Genomic DNA, 23212 nt, shown 5'->3' on the forward strand with positions numbered 1-23212 from the left:
AAATAAAAGGCAGTGGACCAAGTCCACTGCCTTTTATTTGTGTACTTCATCATTCCAGTCGGAGATCCTCAGGAAGTGGTGCTTCAAAACGAACCCGTTCTCCCGTAGCAGGATGAAGGAACGTTGCTGATGCACTATGGAGCGCCTGACGCGGCAGTAACGGGTTCCCTTGATACATCGTATCGCCAATCAAAGGATGCCCAAGAAAAGCAAGATGGACACGAATTTGGTGTGTCCGACCTGTCTCTAGTCGGATATCGAGTAATGAGATTTCTTGGTCAAAGGCTCGAACTAGACGGCTATTTAAGATATGCGTAATGGCTCGTTGACCATCTGGTCGTACCATCCGTTCCATGAAGGAATGATCGGTTTGACCAATCGGTTGATCAATTGTTTGTACCGGTACGTTTCCGGGTGCATACGCTAAATAATGTCGTTCTAATTCATTGGATCGTTGCATGAGACTCATCCGGTGATGGGCAAGCCCATGTTTCGCGAACAAGACAAGACCACTCGTATCACGATCGAGCCGATTAACGATATGGATTGCATACGGAATTCCTTGTTTTCGGTAATAACCAAGGACATAGTTCGATAATGAGCGTTCTGGATGCAGTCGAGACGGAATCGATGCCATGCCCGGCGGTTTATTGACGACGAGCAACCAATCATCTTCAAACAAAATATCAAGTTCCCCTTCTGTCGCCACCATATCCGGTGCTGGTGTCTCTTCCGGGAAGAAGACATGGACATGATCACCCGCGTGTAAGACGTCGTGGACGTTAACATGCTGACCATTACGCGTGATATCCCCATGATTTTTAATCGATACTAACATTTTTCGCGAAATCCCTAAGCGGGTCGTACAAAAATGACTGACACGCCAGCCATCCTCGTTGTCAGTCACCATCTGTTGTAGCTGAAATCCATTCATGTTTCCATTTCCTTTACTTTAACGTCTTTCGTCTGCCAGGAAAGATTCCCGCACCCGTTGCCAGAACGGGAAAGAACGAAAACGAGCAAATTTCACTTTTTTATCAGAGACCCGGCATCGAATCGATGTCACGTTTTGATGAATGATTGAAGCATAGTGGTCATAGGTCATCTGAAAATCAATCGGATTAACGGGACGAATTTCGACATCATGATGTTTCGGTAACAACATCGGTGAGCCGATCGTCCGGTAAACACGATTGTTGATGGAAGCCATCTCTGTAATTTGAATTGCTTCGAGCGCCGGGTGAACGATCGCTCCGCCGAGTGCCTTATTGTAAGCTGTCGAACCAGACGGTGTTGATACACACAACCCGTCCCCTCGGAATGTTTCGAAGTAGTCGCCTCGAATCGATAAATCGCAAACGAGCGTCTGATTAAAACTTTTAATCGTACATTCATTCAAGGCAAGCAGTTGGTTGTGTGAACCGTCCGCATAATCAATCGAGAGTTCAAGCAACGGGTATTGAACCGTCGCTAAATCCTGCTTCGCGATATGATCAATCAGTTCATCCATTTCTTCAGGGCGCCAATCCGCATAAAAACCAAGATGTCCCGTATGAATCCCAACAAGCGTAATTGTCTCTACTTGATCGAGATACGAATGAAACGCCTGTAACATCGTTCCGTCTCCACCAATCGAGACGACGATTTCCGGCTGGCTGACATCAAGAATACATCCCCGATCCGTCAATGCCTGCTCGAGTTGCTGTTTCAGCGCATGAGATCGCTCATCATCACGAGCCGTGATTGCAAAACGCATGGTCATCCCCCTACTCTTTTAATCGTTCAGACGCCTTAGCGTCGCGTTGAAAGACGAGTTGTGCATCTTGGATTTCTACTTTCAGCTGGCTCATCTCCGCATCAAGCAAAAATGCTGCCTCTGCTGCACGACGCAGACGCTCACGCGTCTCTTCCGGAATATTTCCTTGGTACTTATAATTCAACGAGTGTTCAATCGTTGCCCAGAAGTTCATCGCAAGCGTTCGAATTTGAATCTCGACTAACGTCGGAACTTCACCTTCGATCGTCTGTACCGGATAGGCAATGATGACGTGATACGATCGATAGCCACTATCCTTTTTTTGCGTAATGTAGTTCCGTTCTTCGACGATTTTAAAATCTCCGCGCGAGCGCAGCAGCTCAAGGACATGAATGATATCATCGACGAATTGACACATGATACGTAATCCGGCGATATCCTGCATGTCTTGTTCTAATGACTCACGCGCAATTGCTTTTCGTTCCGCTTTTTGAAGAATGCTCTTTACAGGTTTGACCCGTCCTGTGACAAATTCAATCGGTGAATGTTCTCCCCGTTGCTGAAATTGTTTACGAATCGCTTTTAGCTTAACTTTCAACTCATCGACCGCGATTTGATACGGCGCAAGAAATAAATCCCAATTTTCTTTTGTCATCTGATTTGTCACCACTTTTAATCGAATAGTATTGGTTCACTGCCTGTTCCTACCTCATTCATGTTATCATATTTTCAGACATTCAACTAGAAAGGCGTGATTCCGATTAGACAAGAATTGGAAATCGAATTTAAGAACTTATTGTCTGAACAAGAATATCTATCGTTATTTACCCATTATGCGTCAACAAAACAACCCATTTGGCAAGCAAATGATTATTTTGATACGCCTGATTTTGAACTTCGAAAAAAAGGTGCTGCTTTACGGATTCGTGAGAAAAAACAAGGGCTCGTACTGACTTTAAAACAACCTCATGAGGAGGGGTTGCTTGAAACGCATGTTACGTTATCATCAACTGAAGCAGAAGATCTATTCAAATACGGTCTAATTCATTCCGAAGAGATGAACGAACAGCTAAAGTCATTTGATTTACAGGGATCTTTAGAACATTTAGGTCGATTAGAGACAGAACGAATCGAAACCGTGCTCCCGGAAGGATTGCTTGTCCTTGATAAAAGTCGCTATCTCGGACATACCGATTATGAGTTAGAGTTTGAGGTCAGTAACTTCGAACAAGGGCAAAAGGATTTCGAGCGAATTCTTTCAGAACACGACATTCCACAACGCAAAACAAAAAATAAAATCGTTCGCTTTATGGAACGTAAAGCGCTTTCTTGATTTTTCGTGTAGAAATGAACAAGCAAAACCTTTGCTCTTTCTTTTTTTTCGTTGCTAAAATAGGGTAACGATAACAACAGGAAGGGGTGAACGGATGGAACACGCACAATGTAACGGATCTTATTGTTCATTGGACGAACCATCGATTCAACAACCGACGAAACCTCTGGAAATCTATCATTTTCTAGATGTGACACAAACGGATGGTTTACGGTTGATACCCGTTCTCAAGAAGTTAGAACTAGAATATGGCCATCTGTTCCGTCTTCGGACGATTGCAACGATTCCATGTGCTCCATCACGATCCGCATGCGACATGTCACCACTCGTCATTCTAAAAGCAATTGAGCTTCAAGGAAAAACGTTTGGTATGCGATTCATGCGACGCCTTCGAATGCTTCATAACGTCGAAGGAGAAAGTGCTTATAGTCGACCATCATTGATGCGGCTAGCAGAGGCATTAACGGAGTATGGTTTGGATTTAGATGAGTTCCATCGTGATGTCTCGTCGGATACGATTCAGCAAATGCTCGAGAAAGAAACCGAACTAGTCACCGAATGGGATGTTCGGATTCTTCCAACACTCGCTTTCGTTGGAGACGAAGAAGCGATCAAAGCAGAAGGACCTTATGAGTATTTGGTGTATGTCTCGATCTTAAGTGAATTGCTAGATCATACGATCGAAAAACAACCGAAGCCACCACTCGAACAATTCTTGAGACGGTATGAAACAGCAACAACGGCTGAAATCGCCTTTATTTATGACGCTCCTGAATCCCAGATTGAACACGAATTAAAAAAATTGGTCTTGCAACAAAAATGTGCTTCTCTATCGTACTGTGATGGAAAAGTATGGCGTCATTTAAAAGATTCGGCACATGCATGATAAAAACAACAAAAAGGACAGTGAAGCACGCTTCACTGTCCTTTTTGTGTTCAATCATAGATAAAAGAAAAAGTCCCTCATGACGAGAAGGACTTTTTCTTTTGACCATTGGATGGGGGAAAAAGAGAATCGACTGGGGAATGTGACCCTCTTCACAATATAAGTATATCGTGGTTCTCTTTTCTTTTCCACTCTTTGTTCACTTTGTCACAAAGATGTCACTCTGCTAACAAAGCTTCAAATTCATCTAGGACACGTTCAAATTGACGCAGTGCTGCTTCAACTGGTGCTTTTGTTGTCATATCAACACCCGCAGCTTTTAATACTTCGATTGGATAATCACTTGATCCCGCTTTTAAGAAATTGTTGATGTATCGCTCTACAGCAGGTTGTCCTTCTTCTAGAATCTGATCCGTCAAGGCAGCAGCAGCAGAAATGCCCGTTGCATACTGATAGACATAATAATTGTAATAGAAGTGTGGAATCCGAGCCCATTCTAGACCGATTTCTTCATCCAATACAATTTCTTCTCCGAAGTATTTTTGATTCAACGCATAATACGTTGACGTTAAGAATTCCGGTGTCAGCGATTGTCCAAGACGAGCCGCATCATGAATTGCATGTTCGAATTCAGCGAACATCGTTTGTCGGAACAATGTTCCACGGAATGTTTCGAGTTGATTGTTTAATAGATAGAGTTTTTCTTTACGATCCGTTACTTTCTTCAATAGATAGTCGTTCAACAATGCTTCATTCGTCGTTGAGGCAACTTCTGCGACGAAGATTGAATAATCACCATATGGATATGGTTGAGACTTCCGCGTGTAATAACTATGGACAGAATGTCCGAATTCATGTGCGAGTGTAAAGAGGTTGTTGATGTTGTCTTGCCAGTTCATCAAAATGAACGGCTGTGTATCATAAGCACCAGAAGAGTAGGCTCCACTCCGTTTACCACGCGTCTCTCGGACATCAACCCAACGTTCAGACAACCCTTCTTCGAGGATGTGCTTGTACTCTGCTCCGAGCGGTGCGAGCCCTTCGACCATCAATTGTTTCGCTTCCTCGTAAGAGACTTTCATCTCCACCTCAGAAACGAGCGGTGTGTACATATCATACACGTGTAGTTCATCGAGTCCGAGCACTCGCTTACGTAGGGCGACGTAACGATGGAGCAATGGTAAATGTTCATGTACCGCTTCAACTAATCCATCATAGACGGACTCAGGAATCGCATTACCGTGTAAAGCTGCTGCGCGTGCCGATGGGAACTTCCGGACATCTGCATAGAAGTTGTCTTTCTTAACTGACCCAGCAAGTGTCGAAGCGAGCGTATTCGTGTATTTCGCATATGTTCCATACATCGCTTTAAATGCTGCTTCACGGACCGAACGATCAGATGATTCCAGGAATGTGATGAAGCGACCATGTGTCAACTCTGTCTCTTCTCCGTCTTCCCCTTTGATTTTCGGGAATGTCAGATCTGCATTGTTCAACATACCGAACGTCGTACCGGATTGACCGAGTACTTCTCCTGCCTTTGCAAGAATCGCTTCTTCCGCTTCCGTCAGGACGTGTTCACGCTCTTGATTCAATTCATCAAATGCATGACGATACATCGCAAGATCTGGATTCTCATTAAGATACGTCTCAATCGTTGACTCAGGTACAGCTAATAGTTCTGGTGTCATGAAAGCAAGTGTTGCTCCGATTTGCGACGCGAGTGTTCGAGCACGGTCGTTCATTGCTTGGTAGAAACTATCTGCTGTATTTTCGTCATAACGCATGTGCGCGTATGTATAAAGCTTATAAAGACGTCTTGAGACTTCGTCTCGTAACTGTAACCCTTCATAGAGCGTTTCTGCACTCTGTCCAAGACGACCCTTATACTCGACGAGTAATGGGAGCATTGCTTTCACCGATTCGAATTCTTCTTCCCACGCTTCGTTCGTTGCGTAAATCGACTCTAGATTCCATGTTTCTGTAACGTCAACATCTTGACGTGTTAATACTTCTGCCATTTCCCTCACTCCTTTAATTCAGTTATACCTGTTTTCTTTTCGACAAACAATCGAAGTGCTCCTGCTAAAGCAGCTTATTCGCCTCCTCAATCCGCTCCATCCATTCCCTGACGAGAGCACCAATCAAATCTCTTTCAATCGATAGATTCAATTGGTGAAGCAGTTGATTTATGACATATTCCAGACGGCTCAAAGTGTACCGCCCTTTTATCTCTAAAAAGACGACGATTTGAAATTCAAAGGGATGGACGGGTAGAAATAATAGACGTGTGATGGGGAGAAAGGCAAAAGAGGGAAGATTTTGTAGATGGAAACCTGATTGATACAGTGGGATCTTGAGGATGCGTGGAGGTAATGAAGGATAAAAAGGACGTCGCCGATAGCGATGAACGATTCCTTGCCATCGAGCGATTGAAAATTTCCGAGGAAATGATGAAGGTTCTTTCGAAAGAAAATCAGATAATGAGAGCGGTTGAACCGTACAATAGACATGATGTTTTGCAAAAGGAACCGGATGTCGAAATCTCCGGATTTGATTCTCGACGATCAGATCCAAGTAATCATGTTGTAAAAATGCTTGTCGCATCCAACCTTGCAATCGCAACGTGACACCATGTGAAGGATGAAATCCGATCCACCGAACCGTTTGTTCTTGTTTCGCATCAAGCCTGGCTCGTCTGATCCATTCCTCTGCTGACATCGGAGAACGTTGAATTTCAATCCCGATTTTCTTTTCTGGTATCCACAGATCAAAACGTCTCTCCCCAGTCATCCATTCAATTTCGACTTGGACACCTGCGTTTATTAAAGAATCCGCAATCCGCTTTTTCCAAGACATATGCACGTTGCTTTCTCCTGAACAAGCTGAGATATGTGCAAAGTGTGGTCGTCGTCCTTGCCTGACGCGCAATGGCTTCAGGCAATACGGACAACGTAAGGACATCGTTTTTAATTCATGGATGGGAAATCTGTGAATCATGATGCGTTTACCAGAAGCATCAATGGCTTCAAACATCTGAATCGTCCCCTTTTACTAAAGTAACGGTGAGAATAAACGTGAAATCGATTCAATTAATCGACGGCGTAATGGACGCCGATGGAACATATCAGCATCAACTTGTGTCGAATGGCTAAAATCTTCATAAAAATCACGTGTCAGTTCATGGACAGAGTTCGTTCCATATAAGAAAGCATTCACTTCGAAATTCAAATGAAAACTACGTAAATCCATGTTCGCTGTCCCAATCGTTGCGATGGCGTCGTCCACAACGATGACTTTCGAGTGCATGAATCCCTTATTGTACTCGTAAATTTTCACACCAGCTCGTAGCAAATCATCAAAATAAGAACGGCTCGCATAAAATACGATTTTATGGTCTGGAAAGCTCGGTAGCAAAATACGGACGTCAATCCCTGCCATTGCAGCTGTCTTCAGCGCTGTCATGAGATCTTCGTCCGGTATCAAATACGGGGAAGCAATATAGACCGATTCACGCGCTTCCGTGATGAGCCCGAAGTAAAGTGATTTCATTGCCTCATATGGCTCATCAGGACCGCTCGCAATGATTTGAACACCTCCTGTTGCTTCTTCAACGTACTCAAGTGGCTCCATGTAAAACGGTGTAAACAGCCGTTCACCGGTCATGTAATACCAGTCTTGCAAAAAAATCAGTTGGAGTTCAGAGACAGCCTCTCCCCTTACGAGAAGATGGGTATCACGCCAAAAACCAAAATGTTGATCACGACCGATATACTCGTCGCCAATGTTGATTCCACCCGTAAATGCAACCGTTCCATCGATGACGACGATTTTCCGATGATTCCGGTAGTTTGATTTACTCGAAATAAACGGTAAGACGACGGGGAAAAACGCACGAACCTCAACACCAGCTGCCTGCATCTTCTTGAAATAATGTTTATCCGTCGAAAAACAACCGACGGCATCATAAAGAAAGCGGACCTCGATTCCTTGCTTAGCCTTTTCAATCAACGCTTCCTGTAGCTGAAGCGCAAGTTGATCATCGCGTACGATATAGTACTCCAAATGAATATGATGCTGTGCTTGACGAATCTCTTCTAAAAGAATTGGAAACTTTTCCTGACCATTCGTCAAGATTCTTGTATGTGTATTATACGAAATCGGAAGGCGACTGATTGAATCGATAAGTGTCACAACTTTTCCATAATGTCCTTCTTGGAACACTGATTGGTGTACCCCTGCCTTAAACTGGGTACGATACTTAATGTAAGACTCTTCATCAAGCATTGCCTTCAGTCGAAACATTCGTTTTCGACGGTAGTTCTGACCAAATGTGAAATACACGAATACGCCAACGACAGGCAATGCCATCATGACGAGTGCCCAGACGAGCGTTCGTTCTGGGTTTCGATTTTCGAGTAGAATGATGACGAACACGCTCATGACGACCAAGATGATGACGATGGACAGCCACCCTACCATATAGACACTCCAATAGTAGGATAAAAAGGCAATCAAGCCGATGGTCAAGATGAGGGTCATGAGAAGTTGTACACGTCGTAGCATGAATCCCCCTCCTTTTATGTAGGTAGTACAAATCGTATTTAAACTGATGACAGAAAGGAAGCGTTTAAATGGGTACGTATATCATTACTGGTGCAACAAGTGGAATTGGTGAGGCAACTTCCCTTCAACTCATTCGGGAGGGACATACCGTCCTTGCGATTGGTCGCAATGAAGAAAAGGGATCCTCTCTTGAATCAAACGGAGAAGGACGTTTATATTTCTTCCCTGTCGACTTAGCTGATTCCTCTGCAATCGATGCGTTCTTTGAAGAAACACAAGAAGATTTCCCAGAAATCGATGGTATTTTCAACAATGCAGGTACTTTCGGGAAACCCGTTGCACCTGAACGTGTCTCCGATCAACAAAAAGAAGTATTCCAAGTGAACTATCATGCGCCCGAACGAATTATCCAGCTCGCGACGAAACGCTTCTCAAAGGGTGCTTCCATCGTCAATAATAGCGCCATCGTAGGTCATGTTAAGTTTCCAGCAATGCTACTGCCTTACGCTTCGTCTAAAAGTGCTTTACTGACGCTAACAAAGACATACGCCGCCCGCTTCCATGGTAAGTACCGATTTAATGCTATTTGCCCGGGACCAGTCGATACAGCGCTCAGTCATGCGTTATATGGCGGGAAAGATAAATTTGATCTCGCAATGAAACATCACCTTCGAGGTGAGCCCGCACAACCTTCTGAAATCGCTGAGGTCGTTTGTTTCTTACTATCAAACAAAGCAAGTTACATCAACGGTCAAGCGCTCATCGTAGATGGAGGCTATACCCTCACTTAATACCAGAACAAAAGGAGGTATCACGATATGTGATCCTCCTTTTCCTCGCACTTTTTCTGACCTTAGTTCGGAAAATGTTTCCGAATGAACGGAAAGACATCTGAAGCAATAATCTGTTTCCCGTATTCAGCTACAGGATGTATCGTTTGTTCGCTGAACTGGAGATACTCTGCGATTAAACTCATGACGTTTTCTTGCGCTTCTACGTTCACATCATCTTCGAAATGAACATGCAGTAAATAGAGTCCATCTTTTTGATAAAGCGCTGTTTCAAGTTCTGCGAATACAGGAGCATTCGCATATTGACTGAGCGCGATGATATGTTCGAAATCGCGAGTTTCAAATAAAACATCTTGGCTTAACTCTGTATCTTTATCTTCTGTCTCAGACATCGCTGATCGTAAAAGTGAATCGAGTTCGTCTTCATCGACTTGCTCACCATCAACTGCATTTTTCGCGATCGTTACAGTGACTTCAAGACCTTTTTCAAATGCTTGCACTTGTATCCATAGTGGACCTTCGAAGGAGATGGACTCTTTTTCATTCGCTTCGTCCATCATCTGCCAGAATAACTGTTCTCCCCGTTCCCGGTTATACCAAATCTCATCTCGGGCAAAACCACGGCGTTCGATGTCGGTGTACGTGATGAAGAACTTGACCGTATTGTCATTGACGCGTTCGATTTTCAAACTGTCCACTCCTTTCTTCTCGTTCCTTATCTAGAATACGAACGAGGACATGACTTGGATTCATAGTTTTAAATCCGAAGGATATATTTCTATTCCTTTGTTATCTTTATTTTAACCTTTTTTATCGGTAACAAAAAGCACACTGCTCACGAAGCAGCGTGCTTTTTAAAATTACTCGTTTACAAGACGCTGCGCTTCCAAAAGTTGGAATGTACGCACCTTGCGCGGTAAGAATCGACGGATTTCATCCTCGTTGTATCCAACTTGAAGGCGTTTTTCATCAATCAAGATTGGGCGACGCAATAATCCTGGATATTCTTGAATCAAATCGTATAGGTGCTGCAACGATAAGTTTTCAACGGAAACATCGAGTTTCGAGAAGACTTTTGAACGTGTTGAGATAATCTCGTCCGTTCCATCTTCCGTCATACGAAGAATCTGTTTGATTTCATCGAGCGATAATGGTTCTGAAAAGATATTACGTTCAACGAACGGGATTTCATGTTCTTCAAGCCACGCGCGTGCTTTCCGACAAGAAGTACAACTTGGTGAAGTATAGAGTGTTACCATTGAAAAACATCCTCCCCCTGATTTAACATCATTCAATACCTATGTGAATAAGCAGATATTGATGATGGTTCTATTACTTGACAGTTTACATCTAATAAAGCAGAAAACCTAGCTTTTTTATAAAGATGAAAGAACTTTTCGTAAAAAAGCTTGTTAAAGCCACCACGTGGCTTTAACAAGCTGGCGTGTGATCAAATGGCTGAGAAATCGTCTCTTTTGCTTTAGGAAGTTTCATTTCTTTCAGTTTTTTCTCTAAAATATCCCGCAAAAGGCGCTTCTTCAGCTTTTTCTTCTTGTCACGTTCTTTCATATTCCGACACCCCAATCGGCCCGAAACAGAACTAACAACCATACGAAAGCAAAATAATCATCTTCTACATTAGTAAGTATACCACGTATCTCAAAAATCTATTCCTACTTTAAGCAATTAAATATGTGAGATTGTCGATTGAGGAATGAAAAACAGTTGCAATTTCTTTCAAATTTCTGTAGAGTGTATAGAAATATCAACGCTCAGAAAGGAGTTTTTCATTCATGGCATTAACACTCGTTACGATTCTCGATCATCCGATCGCTCAAAAATATTTATCTCGTTCTGGTTTGAATCATGCGATTTCAGTAGCGGAACGCGCACTGACGCTTGCTACGAAACGCGGCTTAGATGCTGACACTGCTACGAAGGCAGCACTCTTACATGATATCGGTCATTACGAATGGTATACCGATGGCACTTGGAACTATGATTTATATCGCCAAAATGATATTCATGCCATTAAAGGAGCTGAACGTGCTCACAAACTACTGATTCGCCTTGGTGAAGAACCAGCACGCGCAAAAGAAATTGCTCTCGCCGTTCTTTTGCACACGGATTCTTATCTTCCACCAGGTGCGATCAATCGAACACCTCTTCAACAACTTGTCCATGATGCGGATACGCTGGAAGAACAGCCGGGCGGACTTCATCATTACGAAAAAATTGACTTTGAAGAAGCTATGCGTCGTCTTGATGCAATCGATGCAGTCGTCCATCGATTTGCTCATCTACCGCGTATCGCATCAGAAAATTAAAAGGCATTTCCACGATCAACGTGGAAATGCCTTTTTGCTTTAACAATTATACGAGTTGCGCTTGGTACGCTTCAAGTTCTGCATCCGTCATCGAAACGAAGTGACCAGGCTCGATTTCACGAAGAGGTGGAATGCTCGAATCTTCATCCGATTTACCAACCGGTCCACTCGTCGGACGATCAAAGATGATCCGTTTACGTGTCCGCTCGTGCTCTGGATCCGGAAGTGGAATCGCAGATAAAAGTGACTTCGTATAAGCATGAACAGGATTCTCATACAGACGATCCGCATCACACAATTCAACGAGGTGACCCTGATACATAACACCAATCCGGTCTGAGATATACTTGACCATCGATAAATCGTGGGCGATGAACAAGTATGTCAAACTGCGATCACGTTGTAGTTTTTTCATCAAGTTGACAACTTGGGCTTGAATCGATACGTCGAGTGCTGAAATCGGCTCATCCGCAATGATGAAGTCCGGCTCTACAGCAAGTGCACGTGCGATACCAATCCGTTGACGCTGACCACCTGAGAACTCGTGCGGGTAACGACTCGCGTGTTCTTTCGTCAAACCAACAGTTTCAAGCAAATCATATACACGGTTATTGCGCTCTTCTTTTGAGTTCGCTAAACCATGGATATCGATTCCTTCAGCGATGATATCGCCAACCGTCATCCGTGGATTTAACGATGCATACGGATCTTGGAAGATCATTTGCATTGCACGGTTGAATTTCAATTTGTCTTTACGTGACTTCTTACCATGAACGTTTTCACCTTTAAAGATGACTTCGCCGTCTGTCGCTTCGTATAAACCAATGATCGAGCGACCAGTCGTAGACTTACCACAGCCTGATTCTCCAACGAGACCAAGTACTTCGCCTTCGTAGATATCAAATGAGAGTCCATCAACCGCTTTGACGACGCGTCCACGTCCAATATTGAAATGTTGCTTCAAGTTTTTTACTTCAAGTAATTTATTACGGTTTTCCATTATTTCAGACCGCCTTTCAGAAGCGATTTTGAGAACACGCTGTCCGGACGGTATTTTAACGCCAAGTCACGGATTGCAGCGGGTGGTTCAACGTATGGAGCTTGTGGATGTAGCAACCACGTCGCCGCTTCGTGTGTATCTGAGATTTTGAAGAAAGGTGGTTCTTTCTCGAAATCAATCTTCATCGCGTATTTGTTACGCGGTGCAAACGCATCACCGACTGGTGGATGCATCAAGTTCGGTGGAGTTCCTGGAATCGCCGGAAGATCTTGCGAACGGTCATCAGATGGACGCGGCATTGAGCCTAGTAGTCCCCAAGTATATGGATGACGCGGCTCATAGAAGATCTCATCTACTGTACCTTTTTCAATCAATTTACCAGCATACATGACGGCTACACGGTCAGCCATGTTCGCTACGACACCTAAGTCGTGCGTAATGAAGATGATTGCTGTACCCGTTTTTTGCTGAATGTCTTTCAATAACTCAAGAATCTGAGCTTGAATCGTTACATCGAGGGCAGTCGTCGGCTCATCGGCAATCAACACTTTCGGATTACATGCAAGTGCGATTGCGATGACGATCCGTTGACGCATCCCACCTGATAATTGGTGCGGATATTGTTTCAGACGCGCTTCTGGATTCGGAATTCCTACGAGTGTCAAAAGTTCGAGTGTACGCTTTTTCGCTGCGTCGCCTGTTAAACCTTGGTGACGTTTTAGACCTTCAGCGATTTGTTTATAGATCGTCATCGTCGGGTTAAGTGATGTCATCGGATCTTGGAAGATCATTGCGATATCACGACCGCGGACTTTTTGCATTTCTTTATCCGAAAGCTTAACGAGGTCACGACCTTCAAATAAGATTTCACCTTGTGTGATTTCACCTGGTGGGTTTGGAATCAAACGCATGATTGCTTTTGAAGTAACCGATTTACCAGAACCAGACTCACCAACGATTGCGAGTGTCTCGCCTTTTTTCAAATCAAACGATACACCGCGGACGGCTTGTACCGTCCCGGCATACGTATGGAAAGCGACATTCAGGTCGCGAACAGATAAAATAGTTTCCATTGTGAATGAGCTCCTCTCTAGTTTCCGTTAGCGTCGTAAACGTGGGTCGAACGCATCACGCAGTCCATCTGCCAACATATTGAAGCTGACCATGAGGAGTACGATGACCGTCGATGGAACAACGAGCAAGAATGGGAACGTTTTGAGTTCTTTGTACCCTTCGTTGATCAATGTACCGAGTGACGGTTGTGGTGGTGCAAGTCCTAAACCGATGAAGCTTAAGAACGCTTCGAAGAAGATCGCACTTGGAATCGTGAACATGAGTGAGATGATGATCGTTCCCAAGGTATTTGGAATCAAATGTTTAAAGATCAATCGTGCGCTAGAAGCACCAAGTGTCCGTGCTGCAAGAACGAATTCTTGGTTCTTTAGTTTCAGGATTTGACCACGAACAAGTCGGCTCATCCCGATCCAGCCGGTAATCGTCATCGCAAGGATAATCGTCGTGATCCCTGGTTCAAGAATCAAGATGAACAAGATGATCAAGATCAAGTTTGGTACACCTGTTAAAATTTCAGCAATCCGTTGCATGATGTTATCGACACGTCCACCATAATAAGCAGAAATTCCGCCGTATGTGACACCAACGAGAACATCGATGAGTGCTGCCATCAAACCGATGAACAACGAAATCTTCGTTCCTTCCCAGACGCGTGACCAAAGATCACGACCAAGATGGTCTGTTCCGAACCAGAAGTTCTCCGTCACCTGTTTTTGTTTATAAAAATCAATCGGCGTATCACCAAGTGTTGCCATACCGTCAAAACCAGCCCACTCTAAACCAGTAACTTTAGGTGGAAGTTTAGCTTGCGTGATTGTTTGGGTATAAGGGTCATTACCAGATAAAGTAGGTCCGACTAATGACATGATTGCGATGATGATGATGACGGCAAGTGAGAGAATTGCCGCTTTGTTCTTGCGTAGACGCATCCAAGCATCTTGCCAGAAGTTTAAGCTTTTACCAGCAAGGCGTTCCCCTGCTTGTTCATTGAACTCAACGTGTTGGAACAGCGATGAATCAAACTGTTCTGCTTTTGCATTTGAATTTTGTTCAGCCATTATTTGTTACCCCCCAAACGGATCCGTGGATCAACGACACCGTACAGCAAATCGACGATCAAAATCATGAGAATGAAGACTGCTGAGAAGAACAACGTCGTACCCATGATGACTGTGTAGTCATTTTGTGTGATTGATGATACGAAGAGTTCACCAAGACCAGGTACAGAGAAAATCCGCTCAATGACGAGTGTTCCTGTAATCAATGCAGCTGTCATTGGTCCAAGAATCGTGATCGCCGGAATCAAGGCGTTTCGAACCATGTGTTTCCAAGTAATCGACTGACCATCTAGGCCTTTTGCTTTAGCTAACGTGACATAATCCTGGTTCGTAACTTCTAGCATCTCTGTTCGGACGAATCGAGCAATTGAGGCTGTAACCCCAAGTGATAACGATATGGTCGGCAAGATGGTATGCGCCGGGCTTTCCCAGAACGCGACTGGCAAAACGCCCCATTTCACGCCAACATAGTATTGAAGGAGTGAGGCGAATACGAAGGACGGTACCGAGATTCCGATAACCGATACGAACATTGCACCGTAATCGATCACTGTGTTGTGACGAAGCGCCGCGACAACACCTAAGACGAGTCCTAAAAATACTCCAAGTACTAATGCTTGAACTCCTAATTGAGCCGATGGTCCAATTCGTTCAGAGATTAAATCCGTTACCGGACGGCTATCATATTTGAATGAAATACCGAGATCTCCTTGAAACAAGTTAACCATATACGCTGCATAGCGTTGTGGCAGTGGATCATTCAAGTTGTACTTATCCCGAAGGATGTTCAACTGTTCAGGAGAAAGTTTCTCCTGGTTTTGGAACGGTGAACCTGGTAGCAGATCCATCAGGAAGAAAGTGAACGAAGCGATGAGTAAAAACGTCAGTACGCCGTAAACCAGGCGTTGAGCTAAATAACGGCCCATAAGATGGCACCCCCTATAAAGATTTTCTGTTTTTTTCGAAACATCAATAAAATCAGTATGACCCACAATTGTCGGAACATTCAAGAATTTTGTCATAAAAATTTAAAAATTCTTTTTTTATTGTGCTTTGATTTGATGTTCGCTTGGATGTTTTTCTAATTTCATCCAATAGTCAGAATTTTTCGTTTGATTCCATTATACTTTGCTAACAAAGTAATTAGAACTACTTTTTTACGAAACTTTCACATTTTCGATAAAAATGAGTTTCCATTCATAAAAAGTAGTATAAAACAGGAGCGTACCCGAACTGATCAGGGGACGCTCCCATTCTCGATTACTTAATATCAACGTATTTGTATTGGAAATCTGCTCCGAACACTTGACGGTTGAAATCTTTAACCGTCGGACGGCTCAAGTATGCAGAACCAGCTTGATAGATTGGCGCGATGGCTTGATCTTTCTCAATCAATTGCGCTTCCGCTTGTTTGAAGAGATCGAGACGTTTGTTTAAGTCAGACTCTTCATTCGCTGCGTTCAACAATTTATCATAAGCTGCAGACTTGTACTTGACGTCGTTTTGGCTATTCGTTGATTCGAAGATAGAAAGGTTAGACATTGGATCCTGATAATCCGGGCCCCAAAGTGAGTATGAAACCTGGTAGTCGCCTTTTGTTTCAAGGTCGAGTTTATTCTTGAACGGTTGTTGTTTGATTGAAACAGTGACGTTCGGAAGATTTTTCTCGATTTGACCTTTCATGTACTCACTGATCTTCTTCGCATCTTCATTGTCGAATGAAAGAAGTTCAATCGTCGTTTTCTTATCGCCGTTTGCTTTTTTCCAAAGATCAGCTGCTTCTTTTCCATCACGGTCGAACCAGTTGATGTCGCTCGTATAGTCTTTACCAGACGCATCTTTGATGAATTCTTTTGGAATGAAGCTTGTTGTTGGAATCGAACCGTTCGCAAGAAGCGTATCTGTGATTCCTTTTGGATCGATGGCACGAGCAATTGCTTTACGTGCATCAACATTTTTCATCGTTGCATCTTCGTTATTGAACTTCAAATAAGCGATTGAAGAACGAAGAGCTGTCTTGAATTCAGGCTTCGATTTGTAAGCTTCAACTTGCTCTGAAGTCAAACCAGCGTAATCGATATCATTTGAATCATAGAGGTTTACTACTGTTGACGTATCCTTGACGACACTGACCGTAACTTCGTCGAGTTTGACAGCGTCTTTATCCCAGTAGTTATCGTTTTTCTTCAGCACTCGTTTTGAATCCGTTTTCCAAGATTCCCAAACGAAAGGACCGTTATAGAGTAATTTATCTGGTTTGAGCGAGAAGTCTTTTTCATTCTTTTTGTAGAAGTCTTCACTGATCGGTGAGTACGTACCAAACGATGTCAGTGAAAGGAAATACGGCGCTGGACGCTCAAGTTTTACTTCTAACGTTTTGTCGTCAAGTGCTTTAACACCGAGTTCGTCGACAGCTTTTTTACCCTGTGTAACATCAGCGCCGTTTTTTAACGTGTCAAAGATGTACGAGTAACTAGATGCTGTTTTCGGATCAGCAGCACGTTTCCAAGCGAATTCGAAATCTTGTGCTTTGACGGGTGAACCATCAGACCATTTTGAATCACGAAGTGTGAACGTATACGTCAAGTTATCACTTGAGATATCTGTTTTTTCTGCAAGTGCTGGAATCGCTTTGCCGTCTTTATCGAGACGGTAAAGACCTTCCATCGTATTCCCGATCATGTTGAAAGCAACAGAATCCGTAGCTTTCGCTGGATCCACTGTCGTGATATCCGAAGAGTCTGTTAAGCGTAGATTTTTCTTTCCGTCTGTAGAACCTGAATCACTGTCTCCGCCACCTGTCGAACATCCAGCAAGCACTGCGCTTCCTGCAAGCATGACTGATAATGCGAGACCGACTGTTTTTTTCTTCATCGGTAAGTCATCTCCTTTTCAATTTCCAAGTTGCCATAATGCCTATGACATCAATAACGTCCCGTCGAAACTGCAATGTATTCCCCAAAATGCATTGACCTAGTTTCAAAAACTTAAACGAAGTGATAAATTGATTTTATGTGAGAATAGCATTAACGTCAAGTAAATAGTCACACTATTTGCTATTTTGCATCATTCGTTTGTTACCGATTCGTAACAGGATTAAAAATTTCGTATACTAAGGTTATCAATGCATTTAAGGGGGATTTTCATGCGATCGACCTATTTCCGACCGGTCATCATTGCGGTCATTCTAGTCTTACTTTATACGATATGGGCGACTATCACCGATTCGACGCACGGTATTTTGTACCATCTATCTGGTGGGTTGTTCATTGGAGGCTTTTTGCTTATGGCAATCGGATTCTTTTCCAACATGTCGGCTAACGGCTTCTTCCGTGGAATGACAGCTGGATTTAAAAAACAACGGGAAGCGAAGCTTCGAGAGATTGATGGCGATTACTACGAAGATGATGACGAAGAGGAAGAAGTCCTCCGTAAAAAGCAAAATCGGGCTTCAGCGCGAACGAAACCCTATGTTTCTAGTGGTATTATCTTCATCATCGTCTCACTGATCATCTCTTACTTTTAATCGAAATCACCGTGACGTACCTTCTATCGTATGGTAAACTTAAGTGAATTAAACAAGAAAACACGACGACAAAGAGTAGTAACTTAGGTACATCCCTTTCAGAGAGTCCATGGTGCTGGAAATGGACAGGTGATGCCTACGTGAATGGACTTTCGAGTGGCTGATTCGAATCAAGTAGAGTCAGATGGGTTTGCCCATTACAGCAAATTGAGCGGCTATGCGAATAGCAACTTGGGTGGCAACGCGATGAATCGTCCCTTGATTTTCAAGGGGCGTTTTTTATTTTGATTTTATTATTTGGAGGGATTTCATTATGAAAACGATTTTCTCAGGTATCAAACCAACGGGAACAGTAACACTCGGAAATTACTTAGGTGCGATGAAACACTTCGTGAATTTACAAGATGGTCATGATGCGTATTATTGTGTCGTCGACTTGCACTCGATCACGGTCGATATCGATCGTGTCGAACTGATGAATAATACACGTGCACTCGCAGCTCTTTATATCGCAAGTGGTCTGAATCCAGAAAAATCAACAATCTTTGTTCAATCAGAAGTCAAAGCGCATGCACAACTCGGCTGGATGTTGACGTGTCTTTCTGGAATGGGTGAACTAGAGCGTATGACACAGTATAAAGATAAATCACAAGGAAAAGACCGAATCGGTGCAGGATTGTTTGTCTATCCGACACTCATGGCAGCTGATATCCTACTCTATGATGCGGAACTCGTTCCAGTCGGTGATGATCAAAAACAACATATTGAGTTAACGCGTGACTTGGCTCAACGTTTTAATAGTCGTTACTATGAGACGTTCACATTACCAGAACCAATCATCGCTGAATCAGGAGCACGAATCATGAGCCTGACGACGCCAGACAAAAAGATGTCAAAATCTGATCAGAATCCGAAGGGCTTCATCTCGATGCTTGACGCACCAGAAGTCATTCGTAAAAAAGTAAAATCAGCCGTCACGGACTCAGAAGGGATCGTCAAATTCGATCGGGAAAATAAACCAGGTGTGTCGAATTTGCTTGAGATTTACTCACTACTCGCTGGCATCTCGATTCCAGATCTCGAAACCAAATACGAAGGTTCGAACTACGGAACATTTAAAGCAGATGTCGCGGAAGCTATCATTTCGGAACTCGAACCGATTCAACAACGCTACTATGAGTTGATTGATTCTGAAGAGCTCGATCAGATTCTCGACGCTGGACGAGACCGTGCTGAAGCCGTTGCTGCTAAAAAACTCGCGAAAATCGAGAAGGCAATGGGACTACAACGGAAGCGTGCCAAAGTAAAAAAATAAGTCTTACTCCAAAAGAGATCGGAATGCTCCGGTCTTTTTTATTGCCACAAACAAAAAACTGCTTCCGAATTAAATCGGAAGCAGTTTTTATTTTGCTTATTTTCCTTCGATCGAAGCCCATTTGTACGAGAAGTCTGCGCCGAAGTTATGCTCGACGACACCTTTGACGTATGGTTTAACGAGGAATGCACGTCCACGCTGATAAACAGGTGAGATTGCTGCAGAGTCGAGAAGGATTTTCTCAGCTTCTTGCAATTCAGACCAACGTTTCGTTGCATCTGTTTGTGTTTGAGCATCTTTGATGAGTTTATCATACTCTTCATTTGACCACTTACCACGGTTATATGGTCCGTCTGTCAAGAAGAGATCGAGGAACGTCATCGGATCTTGGTAGTCAGGTCCCCAGCCCGCGAGCGAGAATTGGAAGTCCCCTTTGTTTTCAAGATCAAGTTTGTTTTTGAATGGTTGTTGTTTGATTGTGACCTTCATACCTGGAAGGTTTTTCTCAAGTTCACCTTTCAAGAACTCACCGATTTTTTTCGAATCGTCGCTATCGTAGTTCAAGAGTTCAAGATCAACCGATTTTTGACCGATTTCCTTTAAGCCCTCTTCCCAGAGTTTTTTCGCTTCGTCTGCATTATATTCGTTGAATCCAGGATACTTGTCGCGGAAATCTTTTCCGTCAGCATCTTTCGCGAAATCTTTTGGTACGAGATAGTTCGCTGGAAGTGATCCGTTTGCGAGGATGACATCCGTGATTCCTTTTTTATCGTAACCCATGTCGATTGCGCGACGGATTTTTTCGTTATCAAGCGCTTTTACCTTCGTGTTGAGGTAGAGGTAGAAGATAGTTGATTCGCCTTTTGTTTTGAATTCTTTATTATCTTTGAACTGGGCAACGAACTCAGATGTTAAACCTGTGCGATCGATGTCACCTTTTTCGTAAAGGTTAACACCAGTTGCAACTTCTTTAACGACCTTAACGTTGATCGTTTTAAGTTTAACGGCATCTTTATCCCAGTAGTTATCGTTTTTGACCATTTTCCAGCCTTGCTCACGAGTCCACTCTGTTAATTTGAATGGTCCGTTATAGAGCGACTTGTCTGCAGTCGAACCGAAGTCTTTTCCGATTTTCTTCGAGAGTTCTTCTGATTTCGGCATGAATGGTCCGAATCCAGTGAGTCCGAGGAAGTAATCTGCAGGTGCTTTTAACTTAACTTCGAACGTTTTGTCGTCGATTGCTTTGACGCCGACAGCATCACGCTCACCTTTTTTCGTATTGTACTCTTCTGCACCTTCGATGTTGTAGAAGACGTATGCATACTGTGAAGCGTTCTCTGGATTAAGAACTTCTTTCCATGCATATTCGAAGTCTTTAGCTGTGATTGGAGTACCGTCAGACCACTTCGCATCACGTAATTTGAACGTGTATGTCTTTTTGTCTTCTGATACTTCATGACTCTCAGCGATACCTGGTGTTGGTTGCTGCTTGTCATCAAGACGGTAAAGACCTTCCATCGTGTTGTTCAACACGTTGAATGAAACCGAGTCTGTTGAAGTCGTCGGGTTAAGTGTCGGGATATCCGAACCTTCGATCAAGTTAAGAGTTTGATCACTAGATTTTTTGTCTGAACCTGTGTCGCCCGATTTGTCGCCTGAATCCGTTGTCGAACAAGCTGCGAGGAACGCACTTGATACGAGAGCTACTGAAGTAGCTAAAGCAAAACTTTTCTTCTTCATGTTACGATGACCCCCCTAGGTTTCTAAAAATGATACTGTCAGGTTTTTGACCGAAAAAAAAAGAATTACTATATTCGAATCAAACCCTTCGTTACAAATAGTTTACAATGTTCTGATAATTTTGCAAACCTTTTATCCGATTTTTCTAAATATTTTTTCAAAAAAGACTGGGACCTCACGAAAAAATGGTCCCAGCTCAGTGATTATTTTAGAATTTTCATTGCGCGAAGTAGGTATTCTGGTCCATAAATCGGTACTTCGATTCCTTGAATCGTATCAGAAACATATAATTTCTCTGTCGTCTGATACAAAGGAACGATGACGGCATCTTGATTGATCAACTGTCTTTCAGCTTGATGATATAACGCCTGTTTTTTCTTCATATCTCGTACCTGTCGTGCTTTTTCGATCATTAGATCGTACGTGTCTGATTGATAGTTTACGGAATTCAACGGATTATCTGAGACGAACTGATTCAAATATGCAAGTGGACCTGGATAATCCGGCATCCATCCCGTTAACGTCATCGCGTACTGAGCTGACTGTTCTTTATCAATCTTCTCTTCAATCGCAACTGGTTTAAGAACGATATCAATATCAGGCAACTGTTTCTCAAGATACGTCTCGAGCTGTTTCCCGATTCGTTTTGCCTGTGGATCATCAAAATTAAGCATCTCGATTCGTTGTTTCTTCTGTTGTTGACCATTTTCTTTTTTTACTTGCACCGGTTCTGTCATTAATACATTCGTATCTGTGACGACGAATCGATTCGTCGGAATGCCGGCATATCCTAAAGGAAGTTGAACGGACTCTTTTTCCATCAAGGCGTAAGCAATTCGTTTTCGGAGTGTCTTTTCACGGAAGGCTTCATTTTTTTGATTAAATGCGATATAAAAGACACCGCTCCGCTTTTTTTGATAGGTTGGTCGAGAGACTTGATCTTCTTGTGTCTCGACACTCTCTTGTAACGGAAGAATCGCTGCTTTACTGTTCTCATACGTACTCCATTGCGTCTGATGATCAGAGATGATGCGACTTTTCACTTCTTCGACTGTGACAACATTTTGTTGATGATACTGGTTGTTTTTCTTAAGCGTATATCCATTTTTCGACATCTGTTCTAGTGTAAACGCACCATTACCCGTGAGGTCTTGCCACTTCTTGGATTCCGGTTGGGGATAAAAGACGGACATCGCGAGTAATTCTTTTAGATTCGAAACCGGCTGATTCAGCGTGATGACAAGTTGATCGCGTCCTTTCGCCTTTACACCTAAACGCTCTGGCTTCATTTTTCCGTCATTGACGGCACGTCCATTTTCAAACACTTCAAATAAAAAACCATAAGGAGAATTCGTTTTATTAGCTGCGACACGTCGGAAACTATCGACAAAGTCTTGTGCCGTGATCGGCTGACCCTGCGCATTTTTCGTTTGTTTGAGTTGAATCGTATACGTCAGACGATCCTTTGAGACTGACATATCCTGTGCTAATCCTCTACGGACGGATGTCCCAGAAGTAAAGACATATAATCCTTCATACAGTTGTGCTAACAGTGTCTGAGAACGACTATCTGTCGCTAACGCAATATCAGATGTCTTCGGGAGTGATGATTCAATTAATTCAAGCTTCACTGCTTGGGTCTCCTGATCTGTTTTCGTCTTTTGAGATGATGATAGACGATATATGAGCGTACCACCGAGACCAATCAATAAAAATAAGATCAATATCAGGATTGATGTTTTTCTTGTGATGTTAGTCATAAACGACTCCTTTCTGCGTCAAACACGCATTTCTCTATTGAATCAGAAAATCAGCAAAAAAGCGACCCCCTCGTTTTTTC

At 43.1% G+C, this 23212-nt stretch carries 22 protein-coding genes and 1 other annotated feature; of the genes, 6 read left to right on the forward strand and 16 right to left on the reverse strand.

Translation table 11 applies throughout. The annotated features are described in order from the left end of the window. Positions 1-49: 49 nt before the first annotated feature. From KNQ03_RS04500 to yjbM, 3 genes are read right to left on the reverse strand one after another with little or no spacing between them, the layout of a single operon-like run. Complete coding sequence (locus KNQ03_RS04500; protein ID WP_214723688.1) at positions 50-934, reverse strand: RluA family pseudouridine synthase; 885 nt, start codon at positions 932-934, stop codon at positions 50-52. 18 nt (positions 935-952) lie between these two features. After that, positions 953-1756, reverse strand: a complete 804-nt coding sequence (locus KNQ03_RS04505; RefSeq protein WP_023468882.1) for an NAD kinase — start codon at positions 1754-1756, stop codon at positions 953-955. Positions 1757-1766: 10 nt separating this feature from the next. Continuing rightward, positions 1767-2411: a GTP diphosphokinase gene (gene yjbM / locus KNQ03_RS04510; protein WP_035396676.1), complete on the reverse strand. Its 645-nt coding sequence runs from the start codon at positions 2409-2411 to the stop codon at positions 1767-1769. Positions 2412-2528: 117 nt separating this feature from the next. On the opposite strand from yjbM, the gene KNQ03_RS04515 reads away from it, so the two are divergent. Together KNQ03_RS04515 and KNQ03_RS04520 are read left to right on the forward strand one after the other, a co-directional pair. Further along, entirely contained in the window at positions 2529-3089 is a 561-nt protein-coding gene (locus tag KNQ03_RS04515; RefSeq protein ID WP_149428148.1) for a CYTH domain-containing protein, read from the forward strand. 94 nt (positions 3090-3183) lie between these two features. After that, positions 3184-3975 (forward strand): DsbA family protein, encoded by a 792-nt coding sequence (locus KNQ03_RS04520; protein ID WP_050677567.1) that lies wholly within the window; start codon positions 3184-3186, stop codon positions 3973-3975. Positions 3976-4193: 218 nt separating this feature from the next. On the opposite strand, the gene pepF is transcribed toward KNQ03_RS04520, so the two are convergent. The 3 genes from pepF to cls form a co-directional block, all read right to left on the reverse strand. Beyond that, on the reverse strand, positions 4194-5996 hold the full coding sequence (pepF, locus tag KNQ03_RS04525) for an oligoendopeptidase F (protein ID WP_050677569.1): 1803 nt from the start codon (positions 5994-5996) through the stop codon (positions 4194-4196). Positions 5997-6060: 64 nt separating this feature from the next. Then, positions 6061-7011: a competence protein CoiA family protein gene (locus tag KNQ03_RS04530; protein ID WP_214723690.1), complete on the reverse strand. Its 951-nt coding sequence runs from the start codon at positions 7009-7011 to the stop codon at positions 6061-6063. An 18-nt stretch (positions 7012-7029) separates the two neighbouring features. Then, complete coding sequence (gene cls / locus KNQ03_RS04535) at positions 7030-8541, reverse strand: cardiolipin synthase (RefSeq protein ID WP_214723692.1); 1512 nt, start codon at positions 8539-8541, stop codon at positions 7030-7032. Positions 8542-8609: 68 nt separating this feature from the next. Between cls and KNQ03_RS04540 the strand changes: the two genes are divergently transcribed. Further along, positions 8610-9332, forward strand: coding sequence for an SDR family NAD(P)-dependent oxidoreductase (locus KNQ03_RS04540; protein WP_047393679.1), 723 nt, complete (start codon positions 8610-8612; stop codon positions 9330-9332). Between the two features lie 62 nt (positions 9333-9394). On the opposite strand, the gene mecA is transcribed toward KNQ03_RS04540, so the two are convergent. The 3 genes from mecA to KNQ03_RS04555 all read right to left on the reverse strand — a co-directional run bounded on the left by mecA (position 9395) and on the right by KNQ03_RS04555 (position 10901). Continuing rightward, positions 9395-10021, reverse strand: a complete 627-nt coding sequence (gene mecA / locus KNQ03_RS04545) for an adaptor protein MecA (protein WP_023468889.1) — start codon at positions 10019-10021, stop codon at positions 9395-9397. Positions 10022-10192: 171 nt separating this feature from the next. Then, a complete protein-coding gene (gene spxA / locus KNQ03_RS04550; RefSeq protein WP_012370920.1) occupies positions 10193-10591 on the reverse strand; it encodes a transcriptional regulator SpxA in 399 nt (132 codons plus the stop codon). A gap of 172 nt (positions 10592-10763) precedes the next feature. Then, a complete protein-coding gene (locus KNQ03_RS04555; RefSeq protein ID WP_023468890.1) occupies positions 10764-10901 on the reverse strand; it encodes a hypothetical protein in 138 nt (45 codons plus the stop codon). 224 nt (positions 10902-11125) lie between these two features. Here KNQ03_RS04555 and KNQ03_RS04560 point away from each other — a divergent pair, with 224 nt between their 5' ends. Beyond that, a complete protein-coding gene (locus KNQ03_RS04560) occupies positions 11126-11659 on the forward strand; it encodes an HD domain-containing protein (RefSeq protein WP_029342203.1) in 534 nt (177 codons plus the stop codon). Between the two features lie 46 nt (positions 11660-11705). On the opposite strand, the gene KNQ03_RS04565 is transcribed toward KNQ03_RS04560, so the two are convergent. The 5 genes from KNQ03_RS04565 to KNQ03_RS04585 form a co-directional block, all read right to left on the reverse strand. Continuing rightward, positions 11706-12659, reverse strand: a complete 954-nt coding sequence (locus KNQ03_RS04565; RefSeq protein ID WP_029342202.1) for an ABC transporter ATP-binding protein — start codon at positions 12657-12659, stop codon at positions 11706-11708. Further along, entirely contained in the window at positions 12659-13732 is a 1074-nt protein-coding gene (locus KNQ03_RS04570; protein WP_029342201.1) for an ABC transporter ATP-binding protein, read from the reverse strand. Before KNQ03_RS04570 ends, KNQ03_RS04565 begins: the two co-directional genes overlap by 1 nt. A gap of 27 nt (positions 13733-13759) precedes the next feature. After that, the gene (gene opp3C / locus KNQ03_RS04575; protein WP_050677572.1) at positions 13760-14791 is read right to left on the reverse strand and encodes an oligopeptide ABC transporter permease; all 1032 of its coding nucleotides are present in this window, start codon (positions 14789-14791) and stop codon (positions 13760-13762) included. After that, complete coding sequence (gene opp3b / locus KNQ03_RS04580; RefSeq protein ID WP_058703812.1) at positions 14791-15717, reverse strand: oligopeptide ABC transporter permease; 927 nt, start codon at positions 15715-15717, stop codon at positions 14791-14793. The genes opp3C and opp3b overlap by 1 nt, the downstream gene beginning before the upstream one ends. Positions 15718-16051: 334 nt before the next feature. After that, on the reverse strand, positions 16052-17665 hold the full coding sequence (locus KNQ03_RS04585) for a peptide ABC transporter substrate-binding protein (RefSeq protein ID WP_214723694.1): 1614 nt from the start codon (positions 17663-17665) through the stop codon (positions 16052-16054). A 271-nt stretch (positions 17666-17936) separates the two neighbouring features. Between KNQ03_RS04585 and KNQ03_RS04590 the strand changes: the two genes are divergently transcribed. Next, entirely contained in the window at positions 17937-18317 is a 381-nt protein-coding gene (locus tag KNQ03_RS04590) for a DUF3899 domain-containing protein (protein WP_029342197.1), read from the forward strand. A gap of 56 nt (positions 18318-18373) precedes the next feature. Then, positions 18374-18579: a binding site (T-box leader), on the forward strand. 51 nt (positions 18580-18630) lie between these two features. Beyond that, a complete protein-coding gene (trpS, locus tag KNQ03_RS04595; protein ID WP_064299576.1) occupies positions 18631-19632 on the forward strand; it encodes a tryptophan--tRNA ligase in 1002 nt (333 codons plus the stop codon). Positions 19633-19728: 96 nt separating this feature from the next. On the opposite strand, the gene KNQ03_RS04600 is transcribed toward trpS, so the two are convergent. Further along, positions 19729-21372, reverse strand: a complete 1644-nt coding sequence (locus tag KNQ03_RS04600) for a peptide ABC transporter substrate-binding protein (RefSeq protein ID WP_214723696.1) — start codon at positions 21370-21372, stop codon at positions 19729-19731. Positions 21373-21575: 203 nt separating this feature from the next. Continuing rightward, positions 21576-23132, reverse strand: a complete 1557-nt coding sequence (locus KNQ03_RS04605) for a peptide ABC transporter substrate-binding protein (RefSeq protein WP_214723698.1) — start codon at positions 23130-23132, stop codon at positions 21576-21578. Positions 23133-23212 lie beyond the last annotated feature (80 nt).

Source organism: Exiguobacterium sp. s143 (assembly GCF_018618895.1).
In the GTDB taxonomy this organism is placed as follows: Bacteria; Bacillota; Bacilli; order Exiguobacteriales; family Exiguobacteriaceae; genus Exiguobacterium_A; species Exiguobacterium_A abrahamii.